This is a genomic window from Mycobacterium shigaense, from assembly GCF_002356315.1.
Taxonomy (GTDB): Bacteria; Actinomycetota; Actinomycetes; order Mycobacteriales; family Mycobacteriaceae; genus Mycobacterium; species Mycobacterium shigaense.
Window position 1 is genome coordinate 2252612 of sequence record NZ_AP018164.1, and the last position, 17318, is coordinate 2269929.

A 17318-nucleotide genomic window follows, 5' to 3' on the forward strand; every position below is an offset into this window, starting at 1 on the left:
ATAGGATTGCCGGATGAGTGTTTTGACGTCACCGAAGACATACGCGGGGCTGGCTGCGTTTCATGCCGTCGACGCGGCGCTGTGTGTGGGACCGATAGCTCCTATCAGCAAGATCCTGGATGACGTGGGTGTCCCCGAGGACCTTCGACCGGTCTTTCCGATCGTCAAGGCCGCCGCGGCGGTCGGCTTGGCATCGGTCTACCGGTTTCCCGCGCTGGCCCGGCTGACCACGGCGATGCTCACGCTGTACTTCGTGTTGGCCGTCGGCGCGCATGTTCGCGTGCGGGACAAGCCCGTGAAAATCGTTCCGGCGGCGGCCTTCTTGGCGCTGTGCGCCGCGATGACGGCGAAGGGCCCGGACCGGACCTAGCTGTCAGGTCCCCGGGGACACCTGCTGCGGTGGGTGCGGCAGCGGCGGGGCAGGCACGAAGCCGCCGGGTGCCGATGTCGGAGTGCCGGGTGGCGGCGTGAACAGGCAACCGCCGCCCTGGGTCGACACCGACGACAGCGGCGGCGGGTACGGCGGCGGGGGCAGTTGGACGCGGACGGTGAAGACCAGTCCGGTCACCACGAAGGCGGCGATCGCGCCGATCAGCAAACCTGCCAGCCCGGCGGCGATCACCAACCCGGTGGAGTGGCGCCGCGCGCCGGCGGCCGTCTCAGCGTTAGTCATGTGTCTCCCAACGTCGTTAGTCGTGGTACGGAGGACGCTAACCCGCCGACGTGCAGCGAACCTGAAGAATGCGCGATTTCTTGTCGACCTCTTTTGGCGGATTGCGGAAAGCCAAGTGCCGCAACGCTAACCAGCACGATAGGCCGAGCGCCGCTCAGCGTGGGCCGTCCGGTTGTTTGGTGACCGCGGTCAGATTCCACTGCTGCAGCCAGGGCTGCACCAGCTCGGCGATCGAGAATTTCGCCGGGGCGCTACACCCCGCCTTGGGATTGAGCGGGTTGCCGCCGCGGATGTCGATGCCGACGGCGCTGGCCGTGCCGTCGGTCTGGACGGCATAGACCGGCCCCCCGGAGTCGCCACACTGGCCGGTCGCGGCGAATACGACCTTGCTCCCCGTGATGTCGAGGATCTGCCCGCATTCCTCCTGGCCGGTGCTCATGCCGTACTTACACAGCTGCTGGCCGATCCTGAGGTCGGTTGTGACACCGGAAACCTGCAGCGAGGCGGCGATCGCCGAGGTCTGCGGGACTTGTTCGCCGTCGAGCACGATTAGGCCGATGTCGTGCTGATCGGTGGGAGCCCCCTCGGTCACCGTCCGGTTGAAGGTGCCCAGCGTCACGTAGGGCAGGATGCCGCCGAGGTTCATCGTCACCCGGCTTGCCTGATGGGGCCGATTGCAGTGACCGGCGGTGAGGAAACCCGGCTGACCGCTGCCGGTGTGCACCAAAAACCCTGCTGTACAACCCATTCCGCCGGAACCGTCGGGGTATTCGACGTAGATGCCGACGCCGGGACCGATGGCACTCGCGGGAGGCAGCGACAGGGGCGACAACGCCGGCTGCGGCATGAGCTCTTGCGCCGGGCCGGGCTCGGCGGGCGGCAGCCAGATGGCCACCAGTAAGGCCACCGCGCCAGTGGCTGCGGCGACGGACAGTGCCGATGTACTCCTTTTCGGACGCGCTCGTCGCATGCCCTGGGGATCAGCTGGACCCCACTCGCTCGGCCTTGGTTGGCGCGCCAGTTTGATCCGCTGTGACAGCGCCGACAGAACCGCCACGGTCACGCACGCCCAGGCCCCGAGCAGAAGCAGGGCAGCGAAGTGCCGCCGACGTTAGCCCGCCAGTGGTGAACACCAGCGCGTCGAGCCTCACCATCTACTAAATCTTTCAGGCGAACGGCGCGGTGCTCAGCGAAACGGCTGAATCAGCCGACGGTGGCCGGTTCGGAGTCGAGTTCGTCGGGCTGCGACGTGTGTCGGTGACGCCGCCGGTAGTGACGCACCTCGACGAACAGTCCCGTCAGGCCCAACGCGCTCGTCAGCAGCGAAACCAGCAACAACAGCGGGTCGGGATGTCCCGCCAACGCGTCGCCGAGGAACACCACCGCCGCGGTGCCCGGCAGCAGGCCGGCCAGCGTGGCGACCGTGTATGGCAACATCCGGACGGCCGAGGCGCCGGCGGCGTAATTGAGCGCCGAGAACGGTATGACGGGAATCAGCCGCAGGGACAGGACAGCCCGCCAGCCCCGCTCCCGCAGCTGCCGGTCCACCCGGTGGACTGCCCGGTGTCGATGCAGGCGGTTGAGTTGCCAGCCCGCCGCGCGCACCAACGCCGTCGCGAGGACTGCGCTGACAGTGCTGGCGACCACCGCGATCACGGCGCCCAGAACCGGACCGAACAGCAGCCCGGCCGCAAGCGTGAACGCGGTGCGCGGGATGGGCACCACCGTCAAGACGACATGGGCGACCAGGAATGCCAACGGAAACCACGGGCCCACCGATTGCGCCCAGTCACGCAGTTCCACCGCACTGGGCAGCGGAACGCACAGCGTCACCGCGGCCACGATTGTGATACCGACCACTGCCACAACCGCCTGCGGGCGCGACAACTGGCGTGCGGCCGTGCCCGCCGCTCGTGCGAGACTGCGCAGCGTGTCGGCGGTTTTCGAGGCGGTAGCACCCGTCACGCCTGTCAAGGTTACGGGCCCCGCGTGAATGCACCGTTTCCCGCCGCTGGCGTTTCGGGGCGCGGTTGCTCCCGACTGGCGCGGCTCGCCGTTTTTTCGCGGCGGGGGCGATCAATTAGCCTCATCAGTGAGTTCCATTCCCAACGCAACCCGGCACCAGTTGCCGCCAGTTGCTGCGAAAACAGGAGCAGTCGGTGTCCATTGACGTACCCGAGCTCGCGGACCTAGAACAGGTTCGCGAGCGCTGGCGTGGCGCGGTCGCGGGTGTGCTGTCCAAGAGCACCCGGAAAGAACCCGCCGAGCTGGGAGACCAGCCCGAGCAACTGCTGGATGCGGCGACCTACGACGGATTCGCGATCCGGCCGCTCTACACGGTGTTCGACGAGCTGCCCGAACCGCCGTTGCCGGGCGAATGGCCTTACGTGCGCGGTGGCGACGCCTCACGTGACGTCAAGTCCGGCTGGAAGGTCGCCGAAGCGTTCCCGGCCACCCCGGTGCCGGGCGTCGCGGCAGCCGACGTCAACTCGGCGGTGCTTGACGCGCTGAGCAACGGCGCCAGCGCCCTGGTCCTGCGGGTCGGCGAGTCGGGTGTGGCGCCCGGCCAGCTGGCGCAGGTGCTCGACGGCGTGTATCTGAGCATGGTGCCGCTGATCCTCGAGGCCGGCGACGATTACCCGGCGGCCAGCGACGTCGTGTTCGAGCTGGCGGCCGGGGTGGAGCCGGACCAGCGCGCGACACTGTCGATCGATTTGGGCGGCGACCCGCTGACCGCATTGCTGAGCCGACGTCCTGCGCCCACGCTCGACGACGTGGTCGCGGCTGCCGGGCGGGCCGCCGCTCACCGCGGCGTGCGCGCGATCACCGTCGAGGGGCCCGCCTTCCACAATCTCGGCGCCAACGCGACGTGGGAGCTCGCCGCCGGCGTCGCCGCCGCGGTGAGCTACCTGCGACTGCTCACCGAATCGGGCCTGCCGATCGGGGAGGCGTTGCGGCAGATCAGTTTCCGGTTCGCCGCCGATGACGATCAGTTCATGACGATCGCTAAGTTCCGGGCGGCGCGCAACTTGTGGGCACGGGTCGCCGAGGTCGTCGGCGACCCGGATGCGGGGGCGGCCGTCATCCACGCCGAGACCTCACTGCCGATGATGACGCAGCGCGATCCCTGGGTGAACATGCTGCGCTGCACGCTGGCCGCTTTCGGCGCGGGTGTCGGTGGTGCGGACTCCTTGCTGGTGTTCCCGTTCGACGTGGCGATCGACGGTGGATTCCCGGACGTAGCAACCAGTTTCACTCGCCGCATCGCGCGCAACACGCAGCTGCTGCTGCTGGAGGAGTCGCACGTGGGACGCGTGCTGGATCCGGCCGGGGGTTCGTGGTTCGTCGAGGACCTCACCGTGCGGCTGGCCGAGCAGGCCTGGCAGCATTTCCAGGCCATCGAGGCGCGCGGCGGGTTCACCGACGCGCGGGATTTCATTGCCGACCAGATCGCCGAGATCGCTGCCCGCCGCAGCGACGACATCGCGCATCGCCGGACCGCGATCACCGGTATCAACGAATTTCCCAACCTCACTGAACCTCCTCTGCCGCAAAGCGATTCGTCGTACTCGCCACTGGCCGCGGGCAGCCTGGTGCGTTATGCCGCGGAATTCGAGGCGCTGCGCGACCGGTCGGACGCCTACCTGGCTGCCACCGGTTCGCGCCCGCGTGCGCTGCTGCTTCCGGTGGGGCCGCTGGCGGAAAACAACATCCGCGCGACGTTCGCCTCGAACCTGTTGGCGTCGGGGGGTGTTGAGGCGATCAACCCGGGAACGGTCGACGCCGCGGGCGTTGCGGCGGCGGTGGCTGAAGCGGGCTCGCCGGCGGTGGTGGTCATCTGCGGCACCGACAAGCGCTATCAGGACGAAGCCTCCGGCATCGTGCAGGCGGCGCGTGAGTCCGGCGTTTCGCGGGTGTACCTGGCCGGACCCGAAAAGGCCGTGGCCGATGCCGAGCATCGGCCCGACCAATTTCTGACCGCGAAAATCAATGCGGTCGAAGCTCTGTCGGATCTGCTGACGAGGTTGGGGGCGTAGCCGCGATGACGACCACTGCACCCATTGTCGGCAGCTTCGCCGATGTGCCGCTGCACAGCGAGCGGTCTATTGCTCCCGCGACCGAGGCCGCCGTCGAAGATCAGGTGACGGCGCTCGCGACCGCGCACCTGTATACACCCGACCAATTGATATGGCGCACACCGGAAGACATCGATGTCAAGCCGGTGTACATCTCCGCCGACCGCGCCGCCGCCGAGGCGGCGGGCTACCCGCTGAACAGCTTTCCGGGCGAGCCGCCCTTTGTGCGCGGTCCCTACCCGACGATGTATGTCAATCAGCCGTGGACCATCCGCCAGTACGCGGGGTTCTCCACGGCCGCCGAGTCCAACGCGTTCTACCGCCGCAACCTCGCCGCAGGCCAGAAGGGACTGTCGGTCGCCTTCGACCTGGCCACCCACCGCGGCTACGACTCCGACCACCCGCGCGTCCAGGGCGACGTCGGAATGGCCGGCGTGGCAATCGATTCCATCCTCGATATGCGGCAGCTGTTCGACGGCATCGATCTGTCGTCGGTGTCGGTGTCGATGACGATGAACGGGGCCGTGCTGCCCATCCTGGCCCTGTACGTGGTGGCCGCCGAGGAGCAGGGGGTGCCGCCGGAGAAGCTGGCTGGCACCATCCAGAACGACATCCTCAAAGAGTTCATGGTGCGCAACACCTACATCTATCCGCCCAAGCCGTCGATGCGGATCATCTCCGACATCTTCGGCTACACCAGCGCCAAGATGCCGAAGTTCAACTCCATCTCGATTTCCGGCTATCACATCCAAGAAGCCGGTGCCACAGCGGATTTGGAACTCGCTTACACCCTGGCCGACGGTGTCGACTACATCAAGGCCGGCTTGGACGCCGACTTGGACATCGACAAGTTCGCGCCCCGGTTGTCGTTCTTCTGGGGCATCGGGATGAACTTCTTCATGGAAGTCGCAAAGCTGCGGGCCGGGCGGCTGCTGTGGAGCGAACTGGTCGCCCAGTTCCATCCCAAGAGCGCCAAATCGCTGTCGCTGCGCACCCATTCCCAGACTTCGGGGTGGTCGCTGACGGCGCAGGACGCGTTCAACAACGTCGCACGCACCTGCATCGAGGCGATGGCCGCGACCCAGGGCCACACCCAGTCGCTGCACACCAACGCCCTCGACGAGGCGCTGGCGCTGCCCACCGACTTCTCCGCCCGCATTGCCCGTAACACCCAGCTGCTGTTGCAGCAGGAGTCGGGCACCGTGCGACCGATCGACCCGTGGGGTGGCTCGTACTACGTCGAATGGCTCACGCATCAACTGGCGCAGCGGGCCCGGGCCCACATCGCCGAGGTCGCCGAACACGGCGGCATGGCCCAGGCCATCGACGACGGGATTCCTAAATTGCGGATCGAGGAGGCGGCGGCGCGCACCCAGGCGCGGATCGATTCCGGTATCCAGCCGGTCGTCGGGATCAACAAGTACCAGGTCGAAGAGGACCAGGACATCGAGGTCCTCAAGGTCGAGAACAGCCGGGTACGCGCCGAGCAGCTGGCCAAGCTGAAGGAGCTGCGCGCCGGCCGGGACCAGGGCGCCGTCGATGCGGCCCTGGCCGAGCTGAGCCGGGCGGCCGGCGCGCATTCCGGCGCAGTCGGCAAGGGTGATCGAGATGGCCTGGGCAACAACCTGCTGGCGCTGGCGATCGACGCCGCCCGGGCCAAGGCCACCGTCGGGGAGATTTCCGACGCGCTGGAGCAGGTGTACGGGCGTCATCAGGCCGAGATCCGTACCATCTCCGGGGTCTACCGCGACGAAGCTGGAAAGGCCACCAACATGGCAACCGCCAGCGAACTGGTCGAGAAGTTCGCCGAGGCCGACGGCCGTCGGCCCCGGATCCTGGTCGCCAAGATGGGACAGGACGGCCACGACCGCGGCCAGAAGGTGATCGCGACTGCGTTCGCCGACATCGGCTTCGACGTGGACGTCGGTTCCCTGTTCTCCACGCCCGAGGAGGTGGCCCGCCAGGCCGCCGACAACGACGTGCACGTGGTCGGCGTGTCCTCGTTGGCCGCCGGCCATCTGACGCTGGTGCCGGCGCTGCGCGACGCGCTGGTCGAGGTGGGCAGGCCCGACATCATGATCGTGGTCGGCGGCGTGATCCCGCCGGGTGACTTCGCTGAGCTGTACGAGGCCGGGGCCGCCGCGATTTTCCCGCCCGGGACGGTGATCGCCGACGCCGCGATCGGCTTGCTGCACAAGCTCGCCGAGCGGCTGGGTTATGACCTGAGCTAGTGACCGGCAATCGCTCCCGCGGGCGGACCGCCGTGGCGGAATTCTGCTCGATTTCTCGCCACGGCGTTAAGAGCGACGGACTTGGAGGCAAGCGACGTGGCTGACACCGTCGGCAAACTCGCCGCTGCTGTTCGTGCCGGCGACCGGGCGGCGCTGCCGCGAGCGATCACGTTGCTCGAGTCCACCCGCGCCGACCATCGCGACCAGGCGCAGCAGCTGCTGCTGGAGCTGCTGCCCGACGCCGGAAACGCGCATCGGGTGGGCATCACCGGCGTCCCCGGCGTCGGCAAGTCCACCACCATCGAGTCGCTGGGCATGCACCTGATCGAGCAAGGGCACCGGGTGGCGGTGTTGGCGGTCGACCCGTCGTCCACCCGTACCGGTGGCTCGATCCTCGGGGACAAGACGCGCATGTCGCGCCTGGCGGTACAGCCGGATGCTTACATCCGCCCGTCACCCACGTCGGGAACCTTGGGCGGTGTAGCAAAGGCGACAAGGGAGACGATCGTCCTGCTGGAGGCGGCCGGATTCGACGTGATCCTGATCGAGACCGTGGGTGTGGGACAGTCCGAGGTGGCGGTGGCCAACATGGTCGACACCTTCATTCTGCTGACTTTGGCGCGCACCGGCGATCAGCTGCAGGGCATTAAGAAGGGGGTGCTGGAACTGGCCGACATCGTGGTGGTGAACAAGGCCGACGGCAAGCATCTGCCCGACGCGCGTGCCGCTGCCCGCGAGCTGTCTTCGGCCATCCGGCTGATCTATCCGCGCGAAACATTCTGGCGTCCACCGGTTCTCACGATGAGCGCCGTCGAGGGCTCGGGTTTGGCCGAGATGTGGGAGACCGTCGAGCGCCATCGCAAGGTGCTGACCCAGGCCGGCGAGTTCGACGCGCGGCGGCGCGCTCAGCAAGTGGATTGGACCTGGCAGATGGTTCGCGACACCGTGTTGGACCGGGTGCTGTCCAACCCCGCCGTGCGCAAGATTCGTGCCGACGTGGAGAGGCGGGTCAAGGCGGGGGAGCTGACTCCGGCGATGGCGGCCCAGCAAATACTAGACGCCGCGTCGCGCTAACGGAACGGTCAATTATTGAAGTTCTGCACTTGGGCACTGTGAAATCGAAGTAAATTCGAAAGTGTGACGGCAGACACTCGGGTCGATCTCCGCGCGGTCCCTTCTCGCGATGCCCCTGACGCAGGTCATCGTGTGTCCGGCGCGGCGGACCCAAACTTTTCCTGCGTCGTTCGTGGATTCTCGAGCCTGTTCCCGGGTCGGCGCTTCGGCGGCGGCGCCCTGGCGGTCTATCTCGACGGCCAGCCGGTCGTGGATGTGTGGACCGGCTGGTCGGACCGGGCTGGGCAGGTGCCGTGGACGGCCGACCGCGCGCCCATGGTCTTCTCGGCCACCAAGGGCATGGCCTCGACGGTCATCCACCGGCTCGTCGATCGCGGGCTGATCGACTACGAGGCTCCGGTCGCCGAGTACTGGCCGGAATTCGGGGCCAACGGAAAGTCCGGGCTGACCGTGCGCGACGTGATGAGGCACCGGGCCGGCTTGTCGGGGTTGCGTGGAGCCACCCAGGAGGAGCTGCTGGACCACGTCCGCATGGAAGAACGCTTGGCCGCGGCCCCGCCCGGCCGTTTCCTCGGCAAACCTGCCTACCACGCGCTGACCTTCGGCTGGCTGATGTCCGGCTTGGCCCGGGCCGTGACCGGGAAGGGCATGCGTGAGCTGATTCGCCAGGAACTGGCCGGCCCGCTGGGCACCGACGGTCTACACCTCGGCCGGCCGCCCGCCGACGCGCCGACGCGGGTGGCCCAGATCATCATGCCGCAGAACATCATTGCCAACCCGCTGCTCAGTTCGCTGTCGCGAAAGGTGGCTTCGGAGCTCTCCGGCGGGTTCCGCGCGATCTACTTCCAGGGCGTCATGGCTGCGGTGCAGGGTGAGATTCCGCTGCTCGACGCCGAGATGCCGGCGGCGAACGGAGTGGCGACCGCCCGGGGCCTGGCGCGGATGTACGGCGCCATCGCCAACGGCGGTGAGATCGACGGCACCCGCCTGCTCTCCCGGGAGACCGTCGCCGGACTGACGGGGCGCCGCAGCCTCAAGCGGGACCGCAACGTCCTCGTGCCGTTGTCGTTTCACCTGGGCTATCACAGCGTGCCGTTCGGCAACGTCGTGCCGGGCTTCGGGCACGTCGGGATGGGCGGCTCGTTCGGTTGGGCTGACCCGGCCAGCGGGCTGGCTTTCGCCTTTGTGCACAACCGGCTGCTGTCCCCGTTCCTGGCGCTGGATCACTCGGGAGTGGCCACGCTGGGGTACCTGTTGCGAGCCGGCGTCGCGAAAGCCCGCAAACGTGGCTTCCGGCCCGTCAACGAGTTCGGATCGGCGTGCCCCGAGCCGGGAGCCGTCGCGGGCTGAGCCTCGTGTTGGCGCTTCAGGTGTGGAGAGCCCGGCTTGTGACCTTCGTCGCCGGGGCCTGAATCCGGGTACCGGCGAGCCCAACTGATAAGGACAATGTTGTGATGACCGAAGTACGAGAGGGTGTTCGGTCGAGCCAGCGCGTTGCCGATATTGACCTCGACAAATTCGGCGGCGCCGCCTGCGCGGATGAGTTCAAAGTCGCCCGCATGGCCCCCGAACTAGGCATAATTGCCGCGGCCCCTGACGCCCCCTCAGCGCATGACGAATGAAAGGCCGGGACCGGCGATGAAATTTGCCTTGACGTGTTATGGAACGCGTGGCGATATCGAGCCGTCAGTGGCGGTCGGCCGGGAGCTGTTGCGCCGCGGTCACGAGGTGCGCATGGGGGTCCCGCCCGATTTGGTCGGCTTCAGCGAGGCGGCCGGGCTCACGGCGGTCACCTATGGCCTGGACACCCAGGCCTGGCTGGAACGGTATCGCAACTTCTGGACGTCGTTCTTCGGCAACTTCTGGAAGGTGCAGGAGTTGGTCGGGCTGTGGCGCGAATATTGGGAGCCCGTCGCGCAGTGTTGGGCGGAAATGAGCAAGACGGCCACGGAACTTGCTGACGGCGCCGACCTGCTGCTGACCAGCCAGAGCTTTCAGGAGCCGGCCGCGAACGTGGCCGAGTACTACGACATCCCGTTGGCCACGCTGCACAACTTCCCGGTGCGGCCCAATGGTCAGCTCGTTCCCAGCCTGCCGTCGCCGGTGGGGCGCTCCGCTATGACCGCGCTGGACTGGGTGTTCTGGCGCATGAACAAGAAGGCCGAGGATACGCAGCGCCGCGAACTGGGCTTGCCGAAAGCCACCAGCCCCTCGCCCACCCGGATCGCCGAACGCGGATCGCTGGAAATCCAGGCATACGACGAGGTCTGCTTCCCCGGGCTGGCGGCCGAATGGGCGAAGTGGGAGGGGCAGCGTCCCTTCATCGGCGCGTTGACGATGGAACTGACGACGGACAACGACGACGAGGTCGCGTCCTGGATCGCCGCGGGACCGCCCCCGATCTGCTTCGGCTTCGGGAGCATCGCGGTGGAATCCGCCGCCGAGACCGTCGCGATGATCAGCGACGTCAGCGCGCAGCTGGGGGAGCGGGCGTTGATCTGCGCCGGCGGCACCGACTTCGGCGGTGTTCGAATTCCGGAGCACGTCAAGGTGGTCGGACCGGTGAATTACGCGGCCATCTTCCCGGCGTGCCGCGCCGTCGTCCATCACGGAGGTGCTGGTACCACCGCGGCCAGCATGCGTGCCGGAGTGCCGACGCTCATCCTGTCGACAGGGCCCGATCAGACGTACTGGGGGGTACGGGTCAAGCGACTGAAGGTGGGCACCGCGCGTCGCTTCTCCGGCGCCACGCGGCAAACGCTCATCACTGACCTGCGTCGGATCCTCGCCCCGGAGTACGTCGCTCGGGCCCGCGAGATCGCCACTCGGATGACCAAGCCCTCCGAAAGCGTGGCCGATGCAGCGGATCTGGTGGAGAAGTTCGCCGTCTGCTCAGACAAGGCCTGGCTGAAGTAATTATCAACACCGGCCGTTTCGGCGGTCTGCGATTTGAAGTCCGTAACATTTTGCGGGAACGACGTCGATCAGGCGGTTTATCGATCCGTGCGTTTGCTGCGCCGTAACACCGGGTAATACCTACCGAATATCGGTCGAAGTCAATTTGCGAATGCCCCACTTCAGCGTGCAAAACATACATACTTTCATTGGGGGTCGAGCATGACCGGAGGGTGGGATTTATGCGTCTGAAGATTGTGCTTGCGAGTTATGGCACGCGTGGCGATATCGAACCGTGCATCGCAATTGGCCATGAGTTGCTGCGCCGTGGGCACGACGTGCGAATGGCCGTTCCACCCGACCTGGTCGGGTTCGTCGAGTCCGCCGGCCTGGCAGCGGTGCCGTACGGCGAGGAGACCCAGGCGTGGCTGGATGGGCATCGCAATTTCTGGACGTCGTTGTTGCGCAACTTCTGGCGGGTCGGGCGCGCGGCCGGGTTGCTGCACGAGGTCTGGGAATTGGCGACCACCTGCTGGGAGACCGCTAGTTCCGTGCTGCTCTCGCTGGCCGAGGGGGCTGACCTGTTGCTCACCGGCCTTGGTTACGCAGAGCCCGCTGGCAATGTCGCGGAATATTACGACATTCCCCTGGCGACGTTGCATTACTTTCCCGCACGGCCCAACGGGCAGGTCATCGGACCGTTGCCCTCGTTTGTGGGCCGTGCCGCGATGAAGGTGATCGACTGGACGCAATGGCGGGTGCTCAAGCGCGTCGAGGACGCGCAGCGCCGGGAATTAGGGCTGCCGAAGGCCAAAACCGCCTCGTCGCGACGGATTGCCAAGCGCGAAGCGCTGGAGATCCAGGCTTACGAAGAACTTTGCTTTCCGGGTTTGGCGGCTGAATGGACCAAATGGGGGGACCGGAGGCCCTTTGTCGGCGGGTTGACGATGGAGTTCGCGACCGACGCCGACGACGAGGTGGCCTCGTGGATTGCCGCGGGCACACCGCCGATCTACTTCGGCTTTGGCAGCATGCCGGTCCAATCTCCCGCCGACACGGTCGCCATGATCAGCGCGACATGCGCGCAGCTGGGTGAACGGGCGCTGATCTGCGCCGGTTGGAGCGACTTCAGCGACGTCCCGATGGCGGACCACGTCAAGGTGGTCAGTGCTGTGAACCACGCGGCGATTTTCCCGATCTGCCGGGCGGTCGTGCACCACGGTGGTGCCGGCACCACCGCCGCGAGCCTGCGCGCCGGGGTCCCGACGCTGGTCCTGTCCATGCTGGGCGATCAGCCGATCTGGGGAGCCCAGATCAAACGATTAAAAGTGGGGACCACCCGCCGTTTCTCGACCACCACCCAGGAGACGCTGGCCGCCGATCTGCGTCAAATCCTCGAGCCCGAGTGTGCCGTGCGTGCCCGGAATATCGCCATCGAGATGACCAAACCCGCGGAAAGCGTCGGCGACACTGCAGATCTGTTGGAGAAGTTCGCCCGATCGAGGCGGGCTGCCGGATCGACGGGCGCCCGTAAAGTCCACGGTGAGGCGTGAGCGCTTTGTCTAGTCGCTAAAGGCGATGCCGCTATTGCGGCGTGTCGCTGAAAACATATCGTCCTAAAGCCCAGCTTCTTTTCCCGGGCGGTTCCATCACCTCGACAGCTTTGCCATCCTTGAATAATTCATCCTGGCGGATGATTCCTTTCTGAATAGCGTCCGTCCAGGCCTGAGCGGGCCCCTTGCCCCAATTGAGCCAGGGGGTGAGATCGTCCATGACCACAACGGTTTTCTCCGTGCAGAGTGGTTTCACGTTCAGTATGTCGGTCTTGGCAACCTCGTATTCGTGGCCACCGTCTATGAAGAAGAGGTCGAACCGCAGCTCCGGATTTTTGGCCGCGAATTCCGGGACGACCTTGGTCGAGTCCCCGTAGATCAGGGTGTGCCTGCCCGGAAACCGCTTGTCGATAAGCTTTTTCGCGAATTTCGTGCCACGATGCCCGCCCAGATCAAAGGAGATGACCTTGGTCTCGGGGTGCGCGAGGAGAAAGGCGTAACTCGAAAATCCGACGTTGAAACCTATTTCTCCGATCAAGCGCGCGTTCGTGCGCTGCACCGTGGTTGCCAGACAGAGCAGCTCTTCTCGTGAACTCGATCCTTCGGTCAGTAAGTTGCCCCTTGGCAAAAGGTATCGAATGATATCGAATTCGATCTTTCTCATGTCCTTGAGGGAAAGAGAAGATGACGACGACTGGCTGACCGCCATATGAGTGTGTCCTAACCTGTATTCGGCGAAGCAATACGTGACAACGTACTGGACCGAAACAGCCCCAGTGGCTATTTTGTCGATCCGCGTCATCCATTTTGGTCGGGTGCCGCACACCGGCGTGTTGAGGCTGGTCTAACCAAATTCGCCCCGGTACCCTGGCTTCCCTAGGGGAGTTCCCGGCCGTAAAGGGCAGATGGTCGTTGCGTCCCGCTGCCAGGGACGAGCCGTCGCTCGCACGACCCCGGCAATCCAGCATGTCGCGGTGAAGGGGGGCGAATGTCAGTCGACAGCCCGCGGACCGGAGATAATGTACGCAGGTTGCCTTACCTACTTAACAGCTGAAAGGCTAGGACCACAATGAAATTTGTCCTGGCGAGCTATGGAACACGCGGCGATATCGAGCCCTCCGTCGCACTTGGTCGTGAGCTGCAGGACCGGGGACATGACGTGCACATGGCCGTACCGCCCGATCTCGTCGGGTTTGTGGAAACGGCCGGCCTTCCTGCGGTCCCGTATGGGCTGAACACCCAGGCGTGGTTGGACACCTACCGCACCTTCTGGACGTCTTTTTTCGGCAGCTTCTGGAAGGTCCACCACCTTGTCAGGTTGTGGGGCGAAATCTGGGAGACTGTGATCACGTGCTGGGTCGAGATGACCGCGACATTGACGTCGTTGGCGCAGGGGGCCGACCTACTTTTCACCGGTGAAAGCTTCATGGAAACGGCCGCCAACGTCGCCGAGTATTACGACATTCCGTTGGCGACGCTGTGTTACGTGCCGATTCGGGCCAACGGTCACCTGTTGCCGATCCTGCCGTCGCCGGTGGGTCGCTCGGTGATGACGGTGATGGAATGGGTGGCCTGGCGGATGAACAAGAAGGCAGAGGATGCCCAGCGGCGCCAACTGGGTTTGCCGAAGGCCACGAGTCCCTCGCTGCAACGGATGAACGATCGCGGAACGTTGGAAATCCAGGGCTACGACGAACTTTGCTTCCCGGGCCTGGCGGACGAATGGGCGAAATGGAGTGGCCGCAGGCCTTTCGTCGGTGCGCTCACCATGGAGCTGTCCACCGATGCCGATGACGAGGTCGCGTCCTGGATTGCCGCCGGCACACCCCCGATTTGCTTTGGTTTCGGCAGCATGCCGGTCGAATCCCCAAGGGACACAGTCGAAATGATCGGTGATGCGTGCGCGGAGCTGGGCGAGCGGGCGTTGGTGTGTGCCGGCTGGAGTGACTTCAGCGACGTCTCGCTGCCCGACCACGTCAAGGTGGTCGGAGCGGTGAACTACGCGGCGACGTTCCCCGCCTGTCGCGCGGTCGTGCACCACGGCGGCGCCGGCACCACGGCGGCGAGCCTGCGCGCCGGGGTCCCCACCCTGATCCTGTCGATGGACCTGGTTCAGACGATTTGGGGCGCGCGGATCAAACAATTGAAGGTGGGCACGTCGCGTCGCTTCTCCAGCACCACCCGCGAATCCCTCGTCACCGACCTGCGGCGAATAATCAGCCCGGAATATGTCAAGCGTGCCCGCGACATCGCCGGCCAGATGACCAAGCCTTCCGAAAGCGTCGCCATCACGGCCGATCTCATCGAAAACTTCGCCCGCGTCCGGCGCACCGTCTGATCTGTCAGGACGGGGGGTTCGTCAACAGCACGCTTTGCCGCGTGCGGTGCTTTCCAGCAGATCGGCCGCCTTGGTCAGACTGACGGCCGGCTCGGTCATCCGGCGCGAGATCTCCTGCGCCCGGGCGACGTAATCCGGGGCCAGGATCCGGCGCAGGTCGGTGACAAGCGATTCCCGAGTCGTGGCCGAAAACCGGCGTGCGGTGCCGACTTTGAGTCGTTTGATCTGCGCGCCCCAGATGGGTTGATCGCCCATGGTCCACAGGATCAACGTCGGGACGCCGGCACGCAGCCCCGCGGCCGTGGTGCCCGATCCGCCGTGGTGGACGACCGCGCGGCAGGCGGGGAAGGCCGCCGCGTAGCTGACCGCGTCCACCACCTTGACGTGGTCGTAGTGCGGGACGTCGCTCAGGTCGCTTCCGCCGGCGCGAATCAGGGCGCGTTCACCCAACTCGGCACAGGCCGCTCCGATCATTTCGACCATGGCGCCGAACGATTCGAACGGTACGCTGCCAAAGCCGAAGTAAATGGGCGGCGTGCCCGCGGCGATCCAGGACGCCACCTCCTCATCGGCATCGGTGCTGAACTCGATGGTCAGGGTGCCGACGAAGGGGCGTCGAGCGTCCGATTTCCCCCATTCGGACGACAGGCCGGGGAAGCAGACCTCGTCGTAGGCCTGGATTTCCAGCGATCCGAGTTCGGTGATCCGTCGCGGCGAGGGGCCGGTGGCCTTGCGCAGGCCCAATTCCTGACGCTGCGCGTCATCGAGCCGTTTGTGCAGGCGCCAGAACAACCAGTCGAATACCCTCATCGCGGAGCGGCCCACCGGCGGCGGCAGCAACGGAACCATCTGACCGTTGGGTCGCATCGGGTAGTAGTGCAACGTGGCCAGCGGAATCTTGTAGTACTCCGCAACATTGGCGGCCGGCTGCTCGAAGTTCAGGCCGGTGTAAAGTAGGTCGGCCCCGTCGGCCATCGACATCAGCACCGTCGACATCTGTTCCCAGTGCTCGGTTTTCGGCGCCAGCAACTCGATCAGATCGCGGGGTCTGAAGGCGTTGCGTAAGACGGACTTGAAGAAGTCGCGGTACTTCTCCACCCATTCCCGGGTGTCCGGGCCGTAAGCGACTGCCGAAAGTCCGGCGGATTCGACGAAGCCCACGAGGTCGGGGGAGACGGCCATCTGCACTTCGTGTCCGCGGCGCACCAGTTCGCGGCCGAGGGCGATGGAAGGCTCGATGTCGCCGCGCGTCCCGTAGCTTGCCAGGGCAAATTTCATTGCGGCCTAGCCTAGCGGGATCCGGGCGTGCTGGTTTGCTGGGCGGCTGGGTGTATGCGTGTGATCTATTGAGCTGGATGGCAATTCGGGTTGCTCGGCGATCCAGTCGAGCAGGGCGCGCAACCCGTGCTCGAGCGTCCATGCGGGGTGCCACTCGAGCTCGGCCGTTGCCGGCTCGATGTCGCACTTGGCAGCCCGCACGTCACCGTCGCGGAACTTCCCCACGACGATCGGTTCGGGGGCGTCGCACAGCGACGCGATCCGATGGGCAAGCTCGTGGATGGTGGTCGGGATGCCTGATCCGACATCGAGCAGACGCGGTTGCGTCGCGGGCCGGTCGATCGCCGCGAACAACGCCTCGACGACGTCGTCGATGTAGACGAAATCGCGCACGATCTGCCCGTCTTCGTAGATCTCCAGTGGGCGCTGCTCGCGTGCCAGCCGCGCGAACAGGGTGACGATTCCGGTGTACGAATTGGTCAACGATTGGCCCGGCCCGTACACGTTCTGCAGCCGCAGCACGCTGAGCTCGGTGTCGTGGGCGGCCGCCCAGGCGGCCAGGAGGTGCTCCTGGGCGAGCTTGGTCGCGGCGTAGATGTTGGTAGGCCGCGGTTCGGTCCGGCCCGCGCAACTTGGCAGCGGAACCGCGGATTCGCCGGTGGGTCCAGCGGGATCCCACACACCGGCCAGCAGCTGGGCATGGCTGCGGGGTTGCGGGTAGAACGTTTGCGAGCCCGATTGCCAAGCGCCTTCGCCGTAGACGGCCCTCGACGATGCCAGGACGAGTTGGTCGGGGACATGTGCGCATCGGCTCAGGGCGTCGAGGAGTTGCGTCGTGCCCACGACGTTCACCGAACCGTGGCGCGTCGCCTCCGAAAGCGATTGCGCCGTCCCGGTCTCCGCCGCCAGGTGGACGATCTGGGACGGACGAAACAAGCGCAGCACCGCATCACAGTCGGGCGCGTGAGTGACGTCGCCGGTGAACAAGCGCACCGAGGGCGGCAGGTCGATCGCCTGGTGTCCGGTGTGTACTTGTGGATGCAGAACATCCAGCACCGCGACGTCGTAGCCGGCAGTCACCAGACGGCGCGCGAGCGCGGACCCGATAAATCCGGCGCCTCCAGTGACAAGCACCGATCCTGACAAAGGGCCGAAGCCTCCTGTTCGTCTCGCAGGGCGAGTGGCGGACCATTCGTGCGG

Annotated in this window: 15 protein-coding genes; 9 read left to right on the forward strand and 6 right to left on the reverse strand. The window is 65.9% G+C overall.

Annotated elements, in window-relative coordinates:
- Nucleotides 1–13: 13 nt before the first annotated feature.
- Nucleotides 14–370 (forward strand): DoxX family protein, encoded by a 357-nt coding sequence (locus tag MSG_RS10705; protein ID WP_096439469.1) that lies wholly within the window; start codon nt 14–16, stop codon nt 368–370.
- Between the two features lie 3 nt (nt 371–373).
- On the opposite strand, the gene MSG_RS10710 is transcribed toward MSG_RS10705, so the two are convergent.
- The 3 genes from MSG_RS10710 to MSG_RS10720 all read right to left on the reverse strand — a co-directional run bounded on the left by MSG_RS10710 (nt 374) and on the right by MSG_RS10720 (nt 2638).
- Nucleotides 374–673 (reverse strand): hypothetical protein, encoded by a 300-nt coding sequence (locus MSG_RS10710; protein ID WP_096439470.1) that lies wholly within the window; start codon nt 671–673, stop codon nt 374–376.
- A gap of 154 nt (nt 674–827) precedes the next feature.
- A complete protein-coding gene (locus tag MSG_RS10715; protein WP_232011215.1) occupies nt 828–1580 on the reverse strand; it encodes a S1 family peptidase in 753 nt (250 codons plus the stop codon).
- A gap of 296 nt (nt 1581–1876) precedes the next feature.
- Nucleotides 1877–2638 (reverse strand): TVP38/TMEM64 family protein, encoded by a 762-nt coding sequence (locus MSG_RS10720; protein WP_096439471.1) that lies wholly within the window; start codon nt 2636–2638, stop codon nt 1877–1879.
- Between the two features lie 194 nt (nt 2639–2832).
- Between MSG_RS10720 and mutA the strand changes: the two genes are divergently transcribed.
- From mutA to MSG_RS10750, 7 genes are all read left to right on the forward strand, one after another.
- Nucleotides 2833–4710, forward strand: a complete 1878-nt coding sequence (gene mutA / locus MSG_RS10725) for a methylmalonyl-CoA mutase small subunit (protein WP_096444334.1) — start codon at nt 2833–2835, stop codon at nt 4708–4710.
- 5 nt (nt 4711–4715) lie between these two features.
- Nucleotides 4716–6980, forward strand: a complete 2265-nt coding sequence (gene scpA, locus MSG_RS10730; RefSeq protein WP_096439472.1) for a methylmalonyl-CoA mutase — start codon at nt 4716–4718, stop codon at nt 6978–6980.
- An 81-nt stretch (nt 6981–7061) separates the two neighbouring features.
- Nucleotides 7062–8054, forward strand: a complete 993-nt coding sequence (gene meaB / locus MSG_RS10735) for a methylmalonyl Co-A mutase-associated GTPase MeaB (RefSeq protein WP_096439473.1) — start codon at nt 7062–7064, stop codon at nt 8052–8054.
- 63 nt (nt 8055–8117) lie between these two features.
- Nucleotides 8118–9404, forward strand: a complete 1287-nt coding sequence (gene lipL, locus MSG_RS10740) for an esterase/beta-lactamase LipL (RefSeq protein WP_232011217.1) — start codon at nt 8118–8120, stop codon at nt 9402–9404.
- Nucleotides 9405–9508: 104 nt separating this feature from the next.
- On the forward strand, nt 9509–9676 hold the full coding sequence (locus tag MSG_RS25160) for a hypothetical protein (RefSeq protein ID WP_162899187.1): 168 nt from the start codon (nt 9509–9511) through the stop codon (nt 9674–9676).
- A gap of 16 nt (nt 9677–9692) precedes the next feature.
- Nucleotides 9693–10970, forward strand: coding sequence for a glycosyltransferase (locus MSG_RS10745; RefSeq protein WP_096439475.1), 1278 nt, complete (start codon nt 9693–9695; stop codon nt 10968–10970).
- A 227-nt stretch (nt 10971–11197) separates the two neighbouring features.
- A complete protein-coding gene (locus tag MSG_RS10750; protein WP_096444336.1) occupies nt 11198–12502 on the forward strand; it encodes a glycosyltransferase in 1305 nt (434 codons plus the stop codon).
- 31 nt (nt 12503–12533) lie between these two features.
- Here MSG_RS10750 and MSG_RS10755 read toward each other — a convergent pair whose 3' ends face one another.
- Nucleotides 12534–13211 carry a class I SAM-dependent methyltransferase gene (locus MSG_RS10755; protein WP_162899188.1) on the reverse strand — a complete coding sequence of 226 codons (678 nt, stop codon included), beginning with the start codon at nt 13209–13211 and terminating at the stop codon, nt 12534–12536.
- Nucleotides 13212–13571: 360 nt separating this feature from the next.
- Here MSG_RS10755 and MSG_RS10760 point away from each other — a divergent pair, with 360 nt between their 5' ends.
- Complete coding sequence (locus tag MSG_RS10760) at nt 13572–14840, forward strand: glycosyltransferase (RefSeq protein WP_096439477.1); 1269 nt, start codon at nt 13572–13574, stop codon at nt 14838–14840.
- Nucleotides 14841–14861: 21 nt separating this feature from the next.
- Here the strand turns inward: MSG_RS10760 and MSG_RS10765 are convergent, their stop codons facing one another.
- Both MSG_RS10765 and MSG_RS10770 read right to left on the reverse strand, forming a co-directional pair.
- Complete coding sequence (locus MSG_RS10765; protein ID WP_096439478.1) at nt 14862–16118, reverse strand: glycosyltransferase; 1257 nt, start codon at nt 16116–16118, stop codon at nt 14862–14864.
- A gap of 6 nt (nt 16119–16124) precedes the next feature.
- The gene (locus tag MSG_RS10770) at nt 16125–17252 is read right to left on the reverse strand and encodes an NAD-dependent epimerase/dehydratase family protein (protein WP_096439479.1); all 1128 of its coding nucleotides are present in this window, start codon (nt 17250–17252) and stop codon (nt 16125–16127) included.
- Nucleotides 17253–17318: the final 66 nt, after the last annotated feature.

What these genes read in the sequence shown, in the direction of transcription:
- MSG_RS25160 (WP_162899187.1), top strand. Translation starts at nt 9,509, where the DNA reads ATGACCGAAGTACGAGAGGGTGTTCGGTCGAGCCAGCGCGTTGCCGAT.
- MSG_RS10765 (WP_096439478.1), bottom strand. Translation starts at nt 16,118, where the DNA reads ATGAAATTTGCCCTGGCAAGCTACGGGACGCGCGGCGACATCGAGCCT.
- MSG_RS10710 (WP_096439470.1), bottom strand. Translation starts at nt 673, where the DNA reads ATGACTAACGCTGAGACGGCCGCCGGCGCGCGGCGCCACTCCACCGGG.
- MSG_RS10755 (WP_162899188.1), bottom strand. Translation starts at nt 13,211, where the DNA reads ATGGCGGTCAGCCAGTCGTCGTCATCTTCTCTTTCCCTCAAGGACATG.
- MSG_RS10760 (WP_096439477.1), top strand. Translation starts at nt 13,572, where the DNA reads ATGAAATTTGTCCTGGCGAGCTATGGAACACGCGGCGATATCGAGCCC.
- scpA (WP_096439472.1), top strand. Translation starts at nt 4,716, where the DNA reads ATGACGACCACTGCACCCATTGTCGGCAGCTTCGCCGATGTGCCGCTG.
- MSG_RS10705 (WP_096439469.1), top strand. Translation starts at nt 14, where the DNA reads ATGAGTGTTTTGACGTCACCGAAGACATACGCGGGGCTGGCTGCGTTT.
- MSG_RS10745 (WP_096439475.1), top strand. Translation starts at nt 9,693, where the DNA reads ATGAAATTTGCCTTGACGTGTTATGGAACGCGTGGCGATATCGAGCCG.